Genomic DNA, 17,929 nt, shown 5'->3' with positions numbered 1-17,929 from the left:
CGGCCACCGCGTCGAACCAGCCGCCGTAGGGCCGCTGCGCGGCACCGGGCAGCACGACGGGGGCCACCAGGCCGCCGTACCCGCTCGTGTCGCCGGAGCCCTTGACCCCGAACATGCCCTGGCGGGCGCCGACGGCGCGGATCTGCAGGTCCGGCTCGCCGAGCGCCTCGGGGGCGTTCTCCGGGGACTGCTCGACCGCGGGCTGCTCGACCGCCTTCTCGTCGCTCACTGCAGCATCCCCCTCATGTCGCTGGTCGGCAGCGCGACGAGGCCCTCGGCCTCGAGCTCGCGGATCTGCGCCTGGCGGTTGGCGCCGAGCGGGGTGTGCTGGACCTTGTCGTGGAGCTTGAGGATCGCGTCGATGAGCATCTCCGGGCGCGGCGGGCAGCCGGGGAGGTACATGTCGACGGGGACGACGTGGTCGACGCCCTGGACGATCGCGTAGTTGTTGAACATGCCGCCGCTGCTGGCGCACACGCCCATCGCGAGCACCCACTTGGGCTCGGCCATCTGGTCGTAGATCTGGCGCAGCACCGGCGCCATCTTCTGGCTGACCCGGCCGGCCACGATCATCAGGTCGGCCTGGCGGGGGCTGGCGCGGAAGACCTCCATCCCGAACCGGGCGAGGTCGTACTTCGGGCCGCCGCTGGTCATCATCTCGATCGCGCAGCAGGCGAGGCCGAAGGTCGCCGGCCAGAAGCTGGCCTTGCGCATGTAGCCGGCCAGTCCCTCGACCGTGCTCAGCAGGACTCCGCTGGGGAGCTTCTCCTCGACACCCATCAGGTCAGTTCCTCCGGTCAGTCCCAGTCGAGTCCGCCGCGGCGCCACACGTAGGCGTAGGCGACGAACACGGTGGCGATGAACAGCACCATCTCGACCAGCCCGAACCAGGACATCGCGTCGAAGCGCACGGCCCACGGGTAGAGGAAGATGATCTCGATGTCGAAGACGATGAAGAGCATCGCGGTGATGTAGTACTTCACCGGGAAGCGGCCCGTCAGCGCCTGGGGGGTGGGCTCGATGCCGCACTCGTAGGAGTCGAGCTTGGCGCGGTTGTAGCGCCGCGGCCCGACCAGCGTGCTCATGACGACCGACCCGACCGCGAACAGCGCGGCCAGCGCCGCCAGCACGAGCACCGGCGTGTAGAGCTCCATGGGCCTCCCTCTCGTGATCTTGTGAACAGAATCACTAGTGGCGTGACGCACATATTGCCACCCCTGCACGGAGCCGTCACCGGGGGGTCGCCCGGGACGGCTCCGTGCAGCACGGACAGGCGGAAGCGTCCGCTGACCTGCGGATTTAGCGCACGAGAGGGTTGCGAAAATTGTGGCCAGGGTCAGCCGATCAGGGCACCCCGCGCCGTCGCCGCGTCGTGGCTGGCGTCACCCGCGTACCGGACCGTGTAGCCCCCATCCAGCAGCGCCGGGAGGAGCAGACCGGGAGCGGCGCAGGTCGCGACCCCCGCGGCGTCGGTCGTGGACCGGCACACGACGGTCGCGCCACCCAGGAACTCGACGGTGGCGCCCGGAAGAGGTGCGCCGCGCGAGGTGAGCGTCGCCGAGACGTGACCGAGGCCGAGCGGCCAGAGCCGGAGGTACGCCGTGGCGGTCAACGACGTCGGCGCCTTCGCGACCTCCAGGGTCATCATCTCGGACGCGCTCGGCGCGAACCGCGCGTCTCCGGCGTACGACGCGCTCAACCGGTGGCTGCCGGCGGCGAGATCCACCGTCAGGCGCGCGGTCCCATCGCCGTCCACGACCGCCGTGCCCAGCAGGCTGTCGCCGTCGGAGAAGGAGACGCTCCCGGTCGGGCCGGATCCCGAGCCCGGGGTCAGCGTGGCGGTGAGCGTCACCGGGTCGCCGTACGTGACGCTCGCCGGGGCGGCCGTCAGGGTGGTCGTCGTCGATGCCCGAGCGACGTCGAGCGCCACCGCCACGGACTCGCTCGGCCGGAACGCCTCGACGCCGACGTACGACGCCGTCAACGCGTGCCCGCCGACGGCGAGGTCGTCGACATCGAGCGTGGCGGTCCCGGTCGCGTCCAGCACGGCCGTGCCGAGGACGGTGTCGCCGTCGGAGAAGATCACCGTGCCGTCGGGGGTGTCCGGGCCGGTCACCGACGCCACGGTGGCGGTGAGCTCGACCGTCTCGCCGTACGCCGGACTCGTCGGCGCGACCTCCAGCGTCGTCGTGGTGTCGACGACGCAGACGTTGCGGCCCCCCAGGCTGGGGCGGGGGCTCACGACCCACGCGGCGCCCAGGCCGGTGCTGGCGTCGGGACAGAGCTGCCACGAGGTGGACACGAACGCGTCGAAGTCGACCCGGTCGACCTCCACGGCGGGCGATCCTCCCGTGGCGTCGAGGATGCGGGCGTAGCCGGGACCGTCGTCCATGGTCACGCCGACGATGAGGTAGCCGTGTCCCCCGATCGTCCCGGCCAGCGGCTGGGAGCCCTCGCCGCCCAGGAAGGCGAAGGCGAGCACCGCGCCGTCCAGGCTGACCGGGTCGGGGCCGGTGTTGTGGATCTCGACGACATCGCTGCCGCCGTGGAACGTGCGGACCTCGTTGAGACGGAGGTCGGAGAGGGAGGCGGCGCGGGCCGGTGCGGCGAGCGCCAGGGGAGCGAGCATGCCGACGAGTGCGGCTGCGAGGAGGAGGGAGATCCGAGAATTCCAACGTGGAGCGTGCATGGCCGAGTCCTTGTCCGAGAAGGATCACGTCCGGCACCGGGCCGAATCCGGCACCGGGCGTGGGGGGAGCCACAACACCGTGGCAGAACTCGGGAGCTCACGGTGCCGGAATCGCAGAACCCTTCGACAACAGTCGCAACGGCAGCCCCCGGAGCCACACAGGACCCGCAGCTCGCCTCGTCAGGCCCGTCAGGCGGAGTCAGGCGGAGTCAGGCGGTGGCGCGGTGCAGGGCGACGATGCCGCCCGACAGGTTGCGCCACTCCGGCCCGGTCCAGCCGGCCTCGGCGATGAGGTCGGCCAGGCCGCGCTGGTCGGGCCAGGCGCGGATCGACTCGGCGAGGTAGACGTAGGCGTCGGGGGCCGAGGAGACGGTGCGGGCGACGGCGGGGAGCGCCTTCATGAGGTACTCGATGTAGACCGTGCGCCACGGGCTCCAGGTGGGGTGGCTGAACTCGCACACCACGAGACGACCGCCCGGCTTGGTGACCCGGCGCATCTCGGCGAGACCCGCGAGGGGGTCGACGATGTTGCGCAGGCCGAAGGAGATCGTGACGGCGTCGAAGGTGTCGTCGCGGAAGGGAAGGCGCGTGCCGTCGCCGGCGGTGAACGGCAGGTGGGGCAGTTGCTTCTTGCCCACCTGGAGCATGCCGATCGAGAAGTCGCAGGGCACGACCTCGGCGCCCGCGTCGCGGAACGGCTGGCTCGAGGTGCCGGTGCCGGCGGCGAGGTCGAGCACCCGGTCGCCGTACGACGGGTCCACCGCGGCGAGCACCTCGCGCCGCCAGCGGCGGTCCTGGCCGAAGGACAGGATGTCGTTGGTCAGGTCGTAGCGCCGCGCGACGGTGTCGAACATCCGCCGGACGTCGGCGGGCTGCTTGTCGAGCGCTGCCCGGGCCACGCCGCTCAGCCCTTCTCGGTGAGGGCGACGACCTTGTCGACGTACGACGCCACCTCCTCGGGCTTCAGCCCGCTGGTGTAGAGGTCGTAGGTGAGCCCGGCCCGCTCCTTGCGGCACTGGACGCGGTAGTCGTCGGCGGTCGGCGACTGCCCGGTCGGCACGCCGGTCGACTGGTCGACCGGGTCGTTCCAGGCGACCGCGCAGCGCGAGCCGTCGATCTCGCGCAGGTCGAGGTGGCCGCCCGGCTCGTCGACGACGAACGAGCCGTTCGGGTTCACCAGGCCCTCGGGGCCGGGGACGATCGTCACCTGGATCTGGGCCGGCGCCGACTGGGCGCCCGGCTCGGGGACGTCCATGTAGGAGCGCACCGACGCCCCGTCGTACTGCTCGGTCAGCACCTTGCGGGTCTCGACCTCGGACTCGGCGGCGCGCCGGGTGAACTCCTCGATCTGCTGCTCCTCCTCGGGCGTGGCCGCACCGGCCTGCTCGGGAGTGATCGTCTGCAGCGCGACGAAGCGGCTGTCGAGCTTCGTCGGCAACGACGGCACGGCGGCCGTGTCACCGACGAGCTTCGGGAGGCCGACACCGAAGCCCACGGCTCCGGCGAGGAGGAGGACGCCCGCAGTGGCGCCCACGACGGTGGATCGAGCGATCGGCATCAGGCCATCATGCCGGGTGCGCCTGAAGCTCTCCTGACCGGCCCGGGCCGATGAGACCGGCGCTCAGCCTCGACTCAGAGGTCCGCGCCGTCGGCGAGGCGGACGTACTCCTGGCCCGCCCCCTCGAGGAAGCGGGCGAACTGGGCGTCGGCGACGCCCAGCCCCTCGGGCGAGAAGACCCGGTCGTGGATGGCGACGTTGCGGGCCGCGCCGACCTCGCGGGCGAAGTCGACGCCCTCGGCGACCCGCATCCAGGGCGCGCACACCGGCGCCAGGAGTACGTCGACGGCCACGCCGGGCGGCGTCAGCGCGTCGCCCGGGTGGAAGAGGGTGCTCTCCCCCGCGGTCAGCAGGTAGCCGCTGTTGTGGAAGCGGGGCAGCTCCGGGTGGATCACGGCGTGCAGCTCGCCGACGGCGCGCACCCCGATGCCGCCGATCGTCCAGGCCTCGTCGGGGGCGACGACCGTGACCCGCTCCGCCAGGTCGGGGGCACCCTCGCGGATCTGGGCGGCGACCGCCTCGATGGTGAAGATGGGCGCGTCCGTGGCGCGGAGGTGCTCGGGGGCGTAGTGGTCGGGGTGCTCGTGGGTGATCAGCACGGCGTCGACGCCCTCGACGGACTCCCGCTGGCTCCAGACGCCGGGGTCGAGGACGAGCGTCGTGCCGTCGTGCTCGAGTCGGACCGCCGAGTGACCGAACTTCGTGAGACGCATGGCTCCACGGTAGTGCGCGGAGGGGCGTGCGATCAGCCGGTCTGGTGGTGCACGTAGCACCAGCGCCAGTCCTCGTCGGGCTCGACCGAGCGCATCACGGGGTGCTGGGTCGAGCGGAAGTGCGCGGTGGCGTGGCGGCTCGGCGAGGAGTCGCAGCAGCCGACCTCGCCGCAGGTCAGGCACATCCGCAGGGCGACCCAGCGGGTGCCCTCGGCGAGGCACTCGGCGCAGGCCAGGTCGTCGGGAGGGTCGAGGAGCGGGCTGCCGGCGAGGTGCTCGCACCCGTCGTTGCGCTGGACCCTGCTGGTGTTGCGCAGGTCGGCGCGGGCGGCGTCGACCGCGTCGAGCATGGACTCCTCGACGTCGAGCATGGCGAGCACCTCACTGACGATCTCGGACGGGACCGAGCCGGTCGAGCGGATCTCCAGCACCCGCCGGCGCTCGGCCTCGATCATCTCGCCCCGCCAGCGGGAGTAGAGGTCGCTCGGGCTCTCCTCGCCCTCGGTGGTCCCGAGACGCTCCCAGGCGGCGAAGTTGCGCTGCTCGATCCGCTGGATGATCAGCGCGCGGACGTCGTGGGGGTCGTCGCACTCGGTCGCGAGCTCGTCGAGCCGGTGGACCCCGGCCTTCGCGGCCTGCTGCAGGAGCGTCGCGCGCGCCAGCGCGTCGTCGTGGGGGTCGGGCGAGGGGACGCGCAGCACGCGGGCGACCAGCGGCAGGGTCAGTCCCTGGCCGAGCAGGGTGCCGGCCACCACCGCGAACGCGACGATGAGCAGCACCTCCCGGTGCTCGGTCTCCTCGGGCACCGTGAACGCCGCGGCCAGAGTCACCACGCCGCGCATGCCGGCCCAGCCGATGAGGAACGAGTAGCGCCACGACCGCTGCTCGCCGGTGACCGGGTCGGTGCGGTGGCGCAGCAGGAGCGCCTGGCCGGCGAAGACCCACGCCATCCGCAGCACCACCACCGCGACGAACGCCGCGGCGCAGGCGGCCGCCACCTTCCCCGCGCCGAAGTCGCTGTCGCCGACCTCGGCGAGCAGCCACGCGGCCTGCAGGCCGATGAGGAGGAAGACGGTGTTCTCCAGGACGTAGGCGATCGTGCGCCAGTTCATCCGCTCGGCGATCCGCGACTGCGCCGTCTGCAGGACCGGCGCGACGTGACCGAGGGCGAGACCCGCGACGACGACCGCGACCACACCGGAGGCATGGATCTTCTCGGCCACGATGTAGGCCGCGAACGGGATCACCAGCGAGATCGCGGTGTCCATCAGCGGGTCGGTGATCTTCTTGCGGAGGAAGCCGACGACGACGAAGGTGAGCGCGCCGACCGCGAAGCCCCCGCCGGCGGCGAGCACGAAGTCGCGCCCGACCTGCCAGGCGGTGACCGTCGTACCGATGGCGGTGACGGCGGCCCGCAGCGCGACCAGGGCGCTGGCGTCGTTGAACAGCGACTCGCCCTCCAGGATGGTGACGATGCGGCGCGGAAGCCCGATGCGGCGGCCGATCGCGGTCGCGGCGACGGCGTCCGGAGGCGCGACGACCGCGCCGATCGCCAGGGCCAGGGGCCACCCGATCTCCGGGATGACGAGCCGGACGACCGCGGCCACGCCGAAGGTCGTGAACGCGACCAGACCGACCGAGAGCAGCAGGATCGGCCGCCGGTTCGCGTTGAAGTCGACCAGCGAGGTGTTGACCGCCGCGGAGTAGAGAAGCGGCGGGAGGAGCCCGAGCAGCACGACCTCGGGCTCCAGGCGCAGCTCCGGGATGCCGGGGACGTACGACGCCGCGACCCCCACGACGACGAGGGCCAGCGGCGCCGGGAGCTCGAACCGCTCCGAGACGGCGGTGACGGCGAGCACCGTCGCGGCGATGGCGACGAGCAGGAAGGCGATCTCCACGTCAGGCTCCTCGCTCGGTCGACTCGGTGGCCGACTCGGTGGCCGACTCGGTGGCCAGTGCGCGGATGCGGAGGTCCAGCTCGCGGCGACCCTGGCGGTCGACCACCGCCTCGACCACCTCGATCCCGCCGTTGGGGCTGGCGAGCGCCTGGTCCAGCTCCGGCCGCGAGGTGACCCGCAGGTGCGGGATGCGGGCCGCCGCGCAGAGGGCTCCGAGGTCGTGGCCGTGCGGGGTGCCGAACAGCCGCTCGAAGGAGGCGGCGTGCGCGGGCGCGCCCTGCTCCAGCATGGAGAAGATCGCGCCGCCGTCGTCGTTGGGGACCACGATCGTCAGGTCCGGGCGCGGCTCGTCCGGACCGAGCACGAGCGCGGTCTGGTCGTGCAGGAAGGTCAGATCGCCCATCAGGGCGAGGTTCCGGGTCCCGTCGGGCCGACCGAGGGCGGCACCGATCGCGGTGCTGATGGTGCCGTCGATCCCGGCCAGCCCACGGTTGGCGATCACCTTGCGGCGCGTGCCGACGGCGGGCGGGCGGACCATGATGTCGAGGTCGCGGATCGGGCTCGACGCGCCCACGACCAGCAGCCCGCCGGCGGGGAGGGCGGCGTGGGTGGCCCCTGCGACGTCGTACGGCGTGAGGGCGGGCTCGTCCGCGAGGAGTCGGTCGACGCGGCGGCCGAGGTCGCGGTCCGCCGCCTGCCAGGCGGCGAGCCAGTCCGCGTCGTCGGGCTGGTCGCCGCCCCAGACCGGTCCTTCGATCGGGGTGGAGCCGGGCGGGCGCACCGGCCACACGCCACGGCCGGGCACGACGAGGACCTCCACGTCGGCGCGCTCCAGGAGCCGGGTCACCGGCCGCGAGAGCGTCGGCCGGCCGAACACCACGACCCGCTCGATCCGCTCCCCCAGCTCGGTGGCGAGGAGGAGGCGGTAGGTGCGCAGCGCGTTCGCGCCGGTGCGGGCCCCGCTCGTCGGCTCCGCGAACAGCGGCCAGCCGGCGGCCTCGGCGAGCTGGCGGGCCGGCGGACCGGCGTCGTCGCCCGCCACCACGACGGTCCGCGGGCCCCGGGGCAGCGGGTCCCGGCGCGATAGTCCCGGCCCAAAAGCACCGGATCTCCGCATGTCCCGGTGCTTCTGGGCCGGGACTGTCGCGCGGGGCGCGTCCGGCACGAGCGGGGTGTCGAGCTGCAGGTTGAGGTGGACCACGTCGTCCCACGGCGCGGGGACCGAGGCGAGCTCCTCGACCGAGGACACGTCGTGGGTGGCGACGAAGCCGCCGAAGAGGCCGACCTGGTCGGTGGTCTGGTTGGCGCCGGTGCCACGGAGGCGGGCGGGGCGGTCGGCGGAGACGACCACCAGGCCGACGCCCGCGTGCACGGCCTCGAGGACGGCCGGGTGCAGGTTGGCGACGGCGGTGCCCGACGTGGTGAGGACGGCGGCGCGGGCGCCCGACTTCGTCAGCCCGAGGGCGAGGAAGCCGGCGGTGCGCTCGTCGATGCGGGTGTGCAGCCGGAACGCTCCGGCCTGCGCGGCGGCCCACAGCGCCATCGCCAGCGGAGCGTGGCGGGAGCCGGGCGCGACGACCACCTCGGTGACGCCGGCCTGCCGGAGCCTGGCGACGAGGGCGTCCGCGAGCACGAACGAGGAGTCCGTCATGGACGCTGATCCTTCCGCACCGCGCGCAGAGCCCGCACCTCGGCGAGGCGGGCCTCCCAGTGCGCGACCCGCTCGGGGTCGGCGGCGAGGGCCTCGACGCGGTCGGTCCGCACCTCGGGTCGTCCGACGGGCAGCGCGCCGTCGACGGGCAGCAGCGACGCGCCCACGACGTCGCCGGTCAGCAGCTGCACGGTCGCGAGGCCGCACGCATAGGGCAGCTCGGGCAGGGCGGCCGCGAGCGCGACGCCGGCAGCGATGCCCACCGAGGTCTCCAGCGCGCTCGAGACCACGACCGGCAGGCCGATCCGCTCGGCGATCTCGAGGCAGGCCCGGACGCCGCCGAGCGGCTGGACCTTGAGCACCGCGATGTCCGCGGCCTCCAGATCCCGCACCCGGTAGGGGTCCTCGGCCCGGCGGATCGACTCGTCGGCCGCGATCGGCACGCTCACCCGGCGGCGGACGAGCGCGAGCTCCTCGACGGTGGCGACGGGCTGCTCGGCGTACTCCAGGCCCCCGGCGGCGCGGTCCAGCCGCCCGATCGCGCGCACCGCGTCGTCGACCGACCAGCCACCGTTGGCGTCGACCCGGATCCGGCCGTCGGGACCGAGCGCGTCACGCACCGCCTCCAGCCGGGCCTCGTCGTCGGCCGTCGTCTGGCCGGGCTCGGCCACCTTCACCTTCGCGGTGCGGCAGCCGCCGGCGAGCACGATCCCGTGGGCACGCTCGGGATCGACCGCCGGCACCGTGACGTTGACCGGGACCCGGTCGCGCACCGGCGCGGGCCAGTCACCGGCCGCGGCCTCCTCCGCACAGCGCAGCCAGGGCTCGGCGACGTCCGGCGGATACTCCAGGAAGGGACTCCACTCCCCCCACCCCGCCTCGCCCGGCAGCAGCGCGGCCTCGCGGACGATGATCCCGCGGAAGCGGGTCGTCATCGGGATCGAGACGACCCTCATCGCGCCTCCACCAGCGCCAGCAGCGCCTGCCGGTCGGGCTTCCCGTTGGCCAGGAGCGGGATCGCGTCCAGCGGGACCACCTGCCGCGGCGCCCATGCGCGGGGATGGACCTCGGCCACCCAGTCCCGCAGGTCGTCGAGCCCGGCCCCACCCACGACGAACGCCACCACCCGGTTCCCCCACTCCGGATCAGGTACGCCGAGCACCTCGGCCGCCTCGACGCCGGGGTGCAGCCGCAACCGCTCGGCGACCGCCGGGCCGGGCACGTTCAGCCCGCCCGTGACGATGACGTCGTCCACCCGTCCGATCACCACCAGCCGCCCGTCGTCGTCGAGCCGTCCGGCGTCGGAGGTGTGGAACCAGCCGTCCACCAGCACCTCGGCGGTGAGGTCCGGTCGGCCGTCGTAGCCCGCGAAGAGCGTGGGCCCGGCGATCCGGATCCGGCCGCCCTCGCCCAGTGCGACGGCCACGCCGTCGAGCGGCATCCCGTCGTACACGCAGCCACCGGCGGTCTCCGCCGAGCCGTAGGTCGCGACCACGCGCACCCCGGCGTCCGTGGCCCGGGAGCGCAGGGAGGCGCCGATCGGACCACCGCCGAGCAACACGGTGCGCGCCCGCCGCAGCGCCGCCAGGTCCTCCGGAGACGACAGCATCCGGGTCAGCTGGGTCGGCACGAGCGAGACGAACCACCCGTCCCCGACAGGCCAGCCGTCGCGCTCGAGCAGCGTGGGCTCGTGGCCCGCGCACAAGGAGCGGACGACGACCTGCACCCCCGCGACGTACGACGCCGGGAGGGCCAGCACCCACGGCCCACTCGCTCCCAGCCGCGCGGCCGACGCCCTGACCGACGCGAGCACCGCGGCCCGCGCGAGCCGCACCCGCTTGGGCCGCCCGGTGGAGCCGGAGGTGGCGACGACCAGGTCGACGTCATCGGGCCCTTCCAGCCAGGCGCGCGCCTGCGCCACCACGCTGTCAGGCGAACCGTCGGGCGACCAGAAATCCACGCGACAGACGCTAGTCCCCGGCGGGAGGATGTCGGTGATGAGCACTCCTCTCTCGGGCGATCCGCGGGGGTTCTTCGCCCGCCTGATGCCGCCTGTCGGTCTCCCACGACGACTCGCCGCCCAGGGCATGGTCTTCGCGCTCGGCGAGAGCGCGTTCATGACCGGCAGCGCGGTCTTCCTCACGAAGGTCGTGGGCATGTCGGCCGGCCGCGCCGGCCTGGCGCTGACGATCATGGGCATCGCCCAGTTCGCCTTCTCCTACCCCGCGGGACGGATCATCGACCGCGTCGGCCCCAAGCGGATCTGGGCGGCCCAGGCGGTCGCCCGCGCGCTGGTCTTCCTCGCCCTGCCGTTCGTGGACGGCTTCGGGCAGTACGTCGTCGCGGCCGTCCTGATGGGCGCGTTCACCGCGTTCGGCCGCTCGAGCCACCAGGCCTACGTCTACGACGTGCTGCCGCCGGAGACCCGGGTCCAGACGCAGTCCTACATGTACTCCTGGCTCAACATCGGCCACACCTTCGGTGCGCTGGTCGGCGGCCTGGCGCTCGCCACCGGCAGTCTCGAGGTGATCCGGTGGACCCCGGTCGTCACGGCCGCGCTCATGGTGCTCAACGCCATCGGCATCACCCGACTGCCTGCCGCGCCGCACGACCTGCGGGTGTCGAGCGGCGAGGCCCGGATCCGGCCAGCCGGGCCCGGCCCGATGCGCAACATCGGCTGGATCCTCACCACCTTCTTCCTCGGCGTGATGTGGACCAACCAGATCCTGCTCAACGTCGTGATCCCGCTGTGGCTGGTCGAGGCGACCGATGCGCCGCACGTGCTGCTGGCGTGGCTGTTCGGCACCAACACCGTCTTGTGCATCTTCCTGCCGGCGTACACGTCGCAGGGCGTGCGGACCCTCGACGACGCCCTGCGCTACGCGTGGATCTCGTCCGCCTTCTTCGTGGTGTCCTGCGTGATCACGATGATCACCCACTCGACGGTCGGCCTGGTCACCGTGCTGCTGGTGTGGCTCGGCCATGTCACCGTCACCGGCGCCGAGCTCGCCATCTCCGGGGCGAGCTGGTCGTTCGAGGCCGAGCTGTCCGACCCGGAACGACGCGGCGAGTACCAGGGCGTCCAGGAGGTCGCCGGTGCGCTGGGCTTCCAGTGGTCCCCGGCCGTCTACACCTTCCTCGCCCTGAGCTGGGGCGCCGAGGGCTGGTTGGTGATCGCCGCGATCATCGTGGGCGCGACGGTCGGCCTCGGACCGTCGGTGCACGCCGCCCGCAGGTTCGCGGAGCGGAACTTCCGTGCCGTGGCGGCCGAGGGAGCGACACCCACCCCTACGGCGTGAGCATCTCCCGCACCCGCGCGAGCACCCGGCGCGCCGCGTCGTAGTCGTCGCCGAGCTCGTCGCGCAGCTTGCGGTCCAGGGCGACGATGTGGTCCAGGCCGGCCTGCGCGACCTTGGTGCCGTAGTCGGTGTAGGTCACGATCTTCGCCCTCCGGTCGGACGGGTCCGGCACCATCTCGAGGATCCCGAGCCGGACCATGTCGCGCACGACCTCGCCCATCGACTGCCGGGTGATGCCGGCGCGGGCGGCCATGTCCGCGCTCCTCGCACCCTCCGGCGGCAGGGTCGCGAAGACCGCGTTGTGGGCCGGCGCGATCTCCGCGTACCCCGCCCGGTGCGCGTTCGCGAGCATGTCGTTGCGCATCACGCGGGCGGTCTTGTCGACCAGCGCGATGAACGGCTCGTCGTCCGGCCGCATCAGGTCTCTTGACATATCGACAGGTTACCTTCCATTATTTCGACAGGCAACCTTACGTTATCAGGAGATGCCATGGACTCACGGACGATCCGTCCCCAGGTGGCCCGGCTGTTCCGCCCCCGGCTGCCCGGCAGCACGCGGACGGTCCGCGTCGCGGTCGAGCAGGAGCTCTTCGCGATGGGCCTGCTCAACGGCGCCAGCGTCGCGCCGCAGCGGGTCCGCGAGGCGACCGCCGGCCGCTGGTACGCCGCCTGGCTGGGCTTCGAGCCCGGCGGCCAGGTCGAGCTCAGCCTCCCGCCCGCACCCTCGGCGGACGCCGCGGCCCGGCACCTCGCCGAGGTCACCGCCGCCCTCGGCCGCGACCTCCTGCCCCACTCCGTGGTCCTCGACGCCCGGCCGGTCCGCCGCTGCGACCCGGCCACACCCCGCCACCTGCGCAACCCGCGCTACGACGCCATGGAGCGGCACTTCGACACGATCGGCCCCGCCGGCCGCCGGATGATGCGGTCCACCGCCTCCACCCAGGCCTGCCTCGACTGGTGGCCGGGCAGCGCGGGCGTGGAGCAGTGGCGGGTGCTGCTGCTGGCCGGCCCGTTCCTCGCCGCCGCGACCGCCCGCAGCGCCGGACCCGACGGCCGGCTCACCACCTGGCGCTCGGTCGACCCGAGCCGCACCGCCTTCGACGACCGGCTGCTCCACGGCGACGACCCGGTCGCGGCGTACGCGTCCTTCGCCGCCGTCGCCACCGACTTCCTCGGCGCCGGCATCGAGGCGCACCTCAGCACGCTGTTCCCGCCGGTCCGCCCGCGCGGGCGCTACCTCGAGGTCCGCTTCCCCGACGCCCGCCCGGCCCGCGAGGTCGGCGACCTGCTGCACGGCCTGTCCGCCCTGCTCTACGACGACGAGCGCCGTCGCGCGGCCCTCGCGTCGCTCTCGGGCGAGCGGGCGCGGCTGGCCGACCACTGGGCCGCGGCTGCGGCGGGCACCTGCGACGTCGAGCGTGGACGGGCCCTCCTGACCGGCTCCACCCGGAAGGCCGCGGCATGAGCATCCTGGTCGTGGCCGACCCGTGGGCCGGGCTCGACCCCACGGTCGACGCGACCGTGGGGCTGGTCGCCGCGGCCCAGGACCTCGGCGTCGCCGTCCGGGTCTGCACGCCCGAGGACCTGGCGGTGCGTGCCGGCCGGGTGGTCGCCCGAGCCACCCCGGTGACGCTCGGTCCGCGTGCCCGGGGCGACGACCACCGCTGGCTGGTGAGCACGCCGTGGTGCCACGTCGGCAGCCACGAGACCGTCGACGTCGCCGCGACGGCACAGCTGGTGCTCCTGCGGATCGACCCGCCGGTCGATGCGCGCTACCTGCACACGACGTACCTCCTCGACCTCGTCGAGGCCGCCGGCACCCGGGTCGTCAACCGACCCGCGGGCGTGCGCGCGCTGCACGAGAAGCTGGTCGCGCTGCACTTCCCCGCGCTGTGCCCACCGACCCTGGTGACCCCGGATCCCGTGCAGGTACGGCGGTTCGTGGCCGAGCACGGGGCCGTGGTCGTGAAGCCGGTCGACGGATTCGCCGGGCTCGACGTGTGGCTGCTGCACGACGACGCGTCCGCGCGGGCGCTGGCCGAGTCGGCGACCGGCGGCGGCCGGAGGCACGTGATCGCCCAGGCCCACCTGGACGGCGTCGCCCACGGGAACAAGCGGCTGTTCCTCGTCGACGGCGAGGTGATCGGCGCCGTGCTGCGCCACCTCGACCCCGGCGACTTCCGGATCGGGCCGCCGTCCGCTCCCGCGAGCGTCGACGCCGCCGACCGGCGCATCGTCGCCGCGGTCGCTCCCCTGCTGGCCCGCCACGGCATCGCGACGGCCGGCCTCGACGTGATCGACGGCCGGCTGATCGAGGTCAACGTGACCTGCCCCGGCGGGACGAGCAAGACCGACGCCCTGCTGGGCACCGACCTGTCCGGCGCGACCCTGCGCCGGCTCCTCCCGAGAGTAGAGGCCCCGTCATGAGTACTGGCATGAGCACCACCGTGATCACCTGCATCGCCCTCATGGGCATCCTGCTGTTCGTCCTCGGCGCCAACGTGACCCGGCACCGGGCGATGCGCGGCGCGAACGGTCCGCAGATGCCGACCGATCCGGCCGACCGCCTCCTCATCGCGCAGCGCGCCCACGGCAACGCCGCCGAGTACGTCCCGACGCTCGTCGTGCTCCTCATCGTCTGCTCGACCCTGACCGACGGCTGGTGGCTCGACGTGCTCGCCGTCGTCGCCACCACGGCCCGCTTCGTGCACGCCTTCGGCATGCTCAGGTCGGCGACGCTGGCCGCGCACGGCCCGGTCCGCGACTCCGGCGCGATGCTCACCTACCTGTCCGGCATCGCTCTGGGCGTGACCGCGCTCGTCGCGATGTGAGCGTCGTACGCCGGCCGGTGATCGGCATCGTCGGCCACCTCCAACTGCACGCCCGTCCGTTCGGGGACCTGCCCGTGCACGGCGCGGCGGCCCGGTACGCCGACGCGGTGGCCGCCTGCGGTGGCCGGCCCGTCATCGTCCCGCCCGGCACCGGGCCCGGCCTGCTCGACCTGCTCGACGGAGTCGTCCTCACCGGCGGCGACGACCTCGGCGCGGACCCCGCCCGGGACAGCGACGAGGTCGCGCTGGTCCGGGCGGCGAGCGCCGCCCGGGTCCCGGTGCTCGGCGTGTGCCGCGGTCTCCAGGTCCTCGTCGTCGCCTTCGGCGGCACGCTGCAGGGCGGCCTCGACCACGTGCACCCGGCGACCGGGCACCGCGTGACGACGCGGCCGGGATCGGTCGTCCGCGGGCTGCTCGGCGTGTCCGCGACGACGAGTGCCCTGCACCGACAGGCCGTCGCCGATCCGGGCCCGGCGTGGCGCCCGACGGCGTGGGCCGACGACGGCGTGGTGGAGGCGATCGAGCCCACCGACCCAGCCGTCACGGCGCTGGGGGTGCAATGGCATCCCGAGCTGCACTGGAACGACGCCCCCCACGACGCCACCGGACCGGCGGTCTTCGCGTGGCTGGCACGAACGGCAGGAAGTCGTTCGACAGCGCGCTAGGCCGCGCCGTACGGTCCTCTTGATGTCAAGACAGCTCTCGGACCGCCTGACCCGGCTCGCCGGCCCCACTCCCCTCGTCCGCCGCCTGTCCGGCCAGTCCGTGCTCTCCGCCTTCGGGGACGGGGTCTTCCTCACCGGCAGCGCGGTGTTCTTCACCCAGATCGTCGGACTGTCCGCGGCCCAGGTCGGCCTCGGGCTCTCGGCCGCCGGCCTGGTGACCTTCCTGCTCGCCGTACCGCTCGGCAAGCTCAGCGACCGTTACGGCGCCCGCCGGGTCTGGGCCGTCGCCTCGCTCGTCGAGGCGCTGGTCTACCTGGCCTGGCTCCTCGTCGGCGGCCTGGCCGCCTTCGTGGCGACGATGATCCTGCTCGAGAACGTGGCGGCCACCAGCCGGTCGGCGCGCAACGCCTACCGCTTCGACGTCTTCCCGCGCGAGCAGCGGGTGTCGTCCAACGCCTACTTCCGCGCGGCCCGCAACGTCGGCTACACGCTCGGGGCACTCCTCGCCGGCGTCGCCCTCGCGACCAACGACGACCAGGTGATCCGCGCCGTCCCGATCGCCACGGCCGCGCTGCTGGTCCTCAACGCGGTCCTCGTCTCCCGCCTGCCGTCCGCCGTCCACCACAGCGAGGAGGCGCCGCTGGCGACGGTCCTGGACGAAGCGGGCGACCGGCGCAGTGCGCTGCGCAACAAGGCGTACGTCGCGACGGCGGTGTGCGGCGGCGTCCTCGGCAGCCACCAGGTGCTGCTCAACGTCGTGATCCCGCTGTGGCTGGTCGAGGAGACCGACGCCCCACGGGTCCTGCTGGCCTGGCTGTTCGGCACCAACACGGTGATGGCGGTCCTGCTGCAGGTCGCCGCCGCCCGCGGCGTCACGACGGTCGCCGACTCGCTGCGGGCCCAGCGTCGGGGCGCGTTCTTCTTCATGCTCTCGTGCGGGATCGTGCTGGTCACCCACGACACGGTCGGCTGGGTGACGATCGCGCTCGTCTGGATCGGCCACGTCACCGTCACCGGCGCCGAGCTGTTCCAGTCGGCCGGCGAGTGGGGCCTGCAGGCCGAGCTGTCCGATCCCGCGCGCCGCGGCGAGTACCAGGGCGTCTCCCAGCTCGGCTACACCCTCGGCACGGTCTGGGCTCCCGCGGCCTACACCTTCCTCGCGATGGAGTGGGGCACCCCCGGCTGGCTGGTCATCGCGGGGATCGTGCTCGCGGCGGCGGTGCTGATCCACCCGGCCGCCCGCGCCGCGGAGCGGCACCTGACCCGGCTGGAGGCGGACTCCGCCCAGCCTGCTTGAATCGGCGGCTATGGCCACTGCAGCGCACTGGATCGCGGGCGCCCGCGTCCGCACCCTCCCGGCGGCCGTCGCGCCGGTCGTCGTCGGCACGGCGGTGGCGGTGTACGACGACCACGGCGTGTGGTGGAAGGCGCTGCTCGCCGCCGTGGTCAGCCTGGCCCTCCAGATCGGCGTCAACTACGCCAACGACTACTCCGACGGCATCCGCGGCACCGACGACGCGCGGGTCGGACCGCTGCGCCTGGTCGGCTCCGGACTCGCCACCCCCGCCGCCGTCAAGCGGGCGGCCTTCCTCTCCTTCGGTGTCGCCGGCGTCGCGGGCCTGGTGCTCGCCGCGACCACCTCGTGGTGGCTGGTGCTCGTCGGCGCGCTCAGCGTGCTCGCCGCCTGGTACTACACCGGCGGCTCGAAGCCCTACGGCTACCTCGGCCTCGGCGAGGTGATGGTCTTCGTCTTCTTCGGCCTCGTCGCCGTCGTCGGCACCACCTGGGTCCAGACCGAGTCCTGGGGCACGCCGGGCTGGGCCTCGGTCGCCGCCGGCGTCGGCGTCGGGGCGCTGGCCTGCGCGATCCTGGTCGCCAACAACCTGCGCGACATCCCCACCGACCGGGTCGCCGGCAAGATGACCCTCGCCGTGCGACTGGGCGACCGGCGTACCCGCGGCTTCTATGCGCTGCTCGTCGCGCTCTCCGGCGTGGCAGTCGTGGTCCTCGCCGTCCTCACCACCTGGTGGGCGCTCCTCGGCCTCGGCTTCCTGGTCCCCGCCGTCGCCGCCGCTCGCGTGGTCCTCGGCGGCGCCCAGGGTCCCGCCCTCATCCCCGTCCTGCAGCGGACCGGGATCGCCGAGCTGGTCTGGGCGGTGCTGGCCGGGGTCGGGCTGGTCCTCGGGTGAACGGTCGTGTGCGGCGGACTGCTCGCTGCCCCCGCTGCGGTTTCACCACGGGATGTAGCTGAACCGTTGCTCCTGTAGCGGAACTCCGCTACAGATCCGCGGATCCGCCTACATCCCGTGGTGAAACCGCCGCCGGCGCCGGCACAGCCCGCTCAGTCGTCGTCGGCGTCCTCGCGCGCCCGCATCTCCTCGTACTTCTCGCTGATCCGGCCGGCGCGACGCTCGACCTTCACCGCGAACGCGGCGCGCTGGCGCTCGAGCAGGACGTACGACGCGACGCCGCTGACGAGGAACGCGATCACGATCACCCACAGCAGGTCGACGCTGTCGGCGAGAAGGAGCCAGACACCGCCCACCACGCAGAACGCACCGAGGAACAGGCCGGCCCGCAGGGCGGTATAGATCCAGAACTCCTTCACCCCGCCAGGGTAGGAGG

General features: G+C 73.5%; 19 protein-coding genes and 1 pseudogene. 7 read left to right on the top strand and 13 right to left on the bottom strand.

The window, feature by feature from the left end:
* The 11 genes and pseudogenes from FHP29_RS22960 to FHP29_RS19290 all read right to left on the bottom strand — a co-directional run.
* A pseudogene (locus tag FHP29_RS22960) lies at positions 1-229 on the bottom strand (hypothetical protein); the annotation flags it as partial.
* The gene (locus FHP29_RS19335) at positions 226-780 is read right to left on the bottom strand and encodes a NuoB/complex I 20 kDa subunit family protein (RefSeq protein ID WP_139624505.1); all 555 of its coding nucleotides are present in this window, start codon (positions 778-780) and stop codon (positions 226-228) included. The gene FHP29_RS19335 and the pseudogene FHP29_RS22960, both read right to left, overlap by 4 nt.
* Positions 781-797: 17 nt before the next feature.
* Entirely contained in the window at positions 798-1,154 is a 357-nt protein-coding gene (locus FHP29_RS19330; protein ID WP_139624504.1) for an NADH-quinone oxidoreductase subunit A, read from the bottom strand.
* Positions 1,155-1,336: 182 nt separating this feature from the next.
* Positions 1,337-2,689, bottom strand: coding sequence for an Ig-like domain-containing protein (locus tag FHP29_RS19325; protein WP_139624503.1), 1,353 nt, complete (start codon positions 2,687-2,689; stop codon positions 1,337-1,339).
* 209 nt (positions 2,690-2,898) lie between these two features.
* The gene (locus FHP29_RS19320) at positions 2,899-3,588 is read right to left on the bottom strand and encodes a demethylmenaquinone methyltransferase (protein ID WP_139624502.1); all 690 of its coding nucleotides are present in this window, start codon (positions 3,586-3,588) and stop codon (positions 2,899-2,901) included.
* A gap of 5 nt (positions 3,589-3,593) precedes the next feature.
* Positions 3,594-4,247: a hypothetical protein gene (locus FHP29_RS19315; protein ID WP_139624501.1), complete on the bottom strand. Its 654-nt coding sequence runs from the start codon at positions 4,245-4,247 to the stop codon at positions 3,594-3,596.
* Positions 4,248-4,321: 74 nt separating this feature from the next.
* On the bottom strand, positions 4,322-4,960 hold the full coding sequence (locus tag FHP29_RS19310) for an MBL fold metallo-hydrolase (protein WP_139624500.1): 639 nt from the start codon (positions 4,958-4,960) through the stop codon (positions 4,322-4,324).
* A gap of 32 nt (positions 4,961-4,992) precedes the next feature.
* Positions 4,993-6,858 carry a Na+/H+ antiporter gene (locus tag FHP29_RS19305; RefSeq protein WP_139624499.1) on the bottom strand — a complete coding sequence of 622 codons (1,866 nt, stop codon included), beginning with the start codon at positions 6,856-6,858 and terminating at the stop codon, positions 4,993-4,995.
* 1 nt (position 6,859) lies between these two features.
* A complete protein-coding gene (menD, locus tag FHP29_RS19300; RefSeq protein WP_139624498.1) occupies positions 6,860-8,509 on the bottom strand; it encodes a 2-succinyl-5-enolpyruvyl-6-hydroxy-3-cyclohexene-1-carboxylic-acid synthase in 1,650 nt (549 codons plus the stop codon).
* Positions 8,506-9,465 (bottom strand): o-succinylbenzoate synthase, encoded by a 960-nt coding sequence (locus FHP29_RS19295; protein ID WP_139624497.1) that lies wholly within the window; start codon positions 9,463-9,465, stop codon positions 8,506-8,508. Before FHP29_RS19295 ends, menD begins: the two co-directional genes overlap by 4 nt.
* Positions 9,462-10,469, bottom strand: coding sequence for an AMP-binding protein (locus FHP29_RS19290; RefSeq protein WP_240044614.1), 1,008 nt, complete (start codon positions 10,467-10,469; stop codon positions 9,462-9,464). Before FHP29_RS19290 ends, FHP29_RS19295 begins: the two co-directional genes overlap by 4 nt.
* A gap of 37 nt (positions 10,470-10,506) precedes the next feature.
* Here FHP29_RS19290 and FHP29_RS19285 point away from each other — a divergent pair, with 37 nt between their 5' ends.
* Positions 10,507-11,808 (top strand): MFS transporter, encoded by a 1,302-nt coding sequence (locus tag FHP29_RS19285; protein ID WP_139624495.1) that lies wholly within the window; start codon positions 10,507-10,509, stop codon positions 11,806-11,808.
* On the opposite strand, the gene FHP29_RS19280 is transcribed toward FHP29_RS19285, so the two are convergent.
* A complete protein-coding gene (locus FHP29_RS19280) occupies positions 11,798-12,241 on the bottom strand; it encodes a MarR family winged helix-turn-helix transcriptional regulator (protein WP_139624494.1) in 444 nt (147 codons plus the stop codon). The two genes, FHP29_RS19285 and FHP29_RS19280, sit on opposite strands and share 11 nt — an antisense overlap.
* A 57-nt stretch (positions 12,242-12,298) precedes the next feature.
* Between FHP29_RS19280 and FHP29_RS19275 the strand changes: the two genes are divergently transcribed.
* From FHP29_RS19275 to FHP29_RS19250, 6 genes are read left to right on the top strand one after another with little or no spacing between them, the layout of a single operon-like run.
* Positions 12,299-13,273, top strand: a complete 975-nt coding sequence (locus FHP29_RS19275) for a glutamate-cysteine ligase family protein (protein ID WP_139624493.1) — start codon at positions 12,299-12,301, stop codon at positions 13,271-13,273.
* Positions 13,270-14,235, top strand: coding sequence for an ATP-grasp domain-containing protein (locus FHP29_RS19270; protein ID WP_139624492.1), 966 nt, complete (start codon positions 13,270-13,272; stop codon positions 14,233-14,235). The genes FHP29_RS19275 and FHP29_RS19270 overlap by 4 nt, the downstream gene beginning before the upstream one ends.
* 8 nt (positions 14,236-14,243) lie before the next feature.
* On the top strand, positions 14,244-14,639 hold the full coding sequence (locus FHP29_RS19265) for an MAPEG family protein (RefSeq protein ID WP_158296647.1): 396 nt from the start codon (positions 14,244-14,246) through the stop codon (positions 14,637-14,639).
* Positions 14,636-15,304, top strand: a complete 669-nt coding sequence (locus FHP29_RS19260) for a gamma-glutamyl-gamma-aminobutyrate hydrolase family protein (RefSeq protein WP_139624490.1) — start codon at positions 14,636-14,638, stop codon at positions 15,302-15,304. The genes FHP29_RS19265 and FHP29_RS19260 overlap by 4 nt, the downstream gene beginning before the upstream one ends.
* A 22-nt stretch (positions 15,305-15,326) precedes the next feature.
* A complete protein-coding gene (locus tag FHP29_RS19255) occupies positions 15,327-16,601 on the top strand; it encodes an MFS transporter (RefSeq protein ID WP_139624489.1) in 1,275 nt (424 codons plus the stop codon).
* A gap of 10 nt (positions 16,602-16,611) precedes the next feature.
* Complete coding sequence (locus FHP29_RS19250) at positions 16,612-17,493, top strand: 1,4-dihydroxy-2-naphthoate polyprenyltransferase (RefSeq protein ID WP_139624488.1); 882 nt, start codon at positions 16,612-16,614, stop codon at positions 17,491-17,493.
* 152 nt (positions 17,494-17,645) lie between these two features.
* Here the strand turns inward: FHP29_RS19250 and FHP29_RS19245 are convergent, their stop codons facing one another.
* A complete protein-coding gene (locus FHP29_RS19245) occupies positions 17,646-17,912 on the bottom strand; it encodes a DUF4229 domain-containing protein (protein WP_139624487.1) in 267 nt (88 codons plus the stop codon).
* Positions 17,913-17,929 lie beyond the last annotated feature (17 nt).

Origin of the sequence: Nocardioides albidus, assembly GCF_006335005.1 — a bacterium.
GTDB classification, from domain to species: Bacteria; Actinomycetota; Actinomycetes; order Propionibacteriales; family Nocardioidaceae; genus Nocardioides; species Nocardioides albidus.
This window is presented reverse-complemented; position numbering and strand designations above follow the sequence as displayed.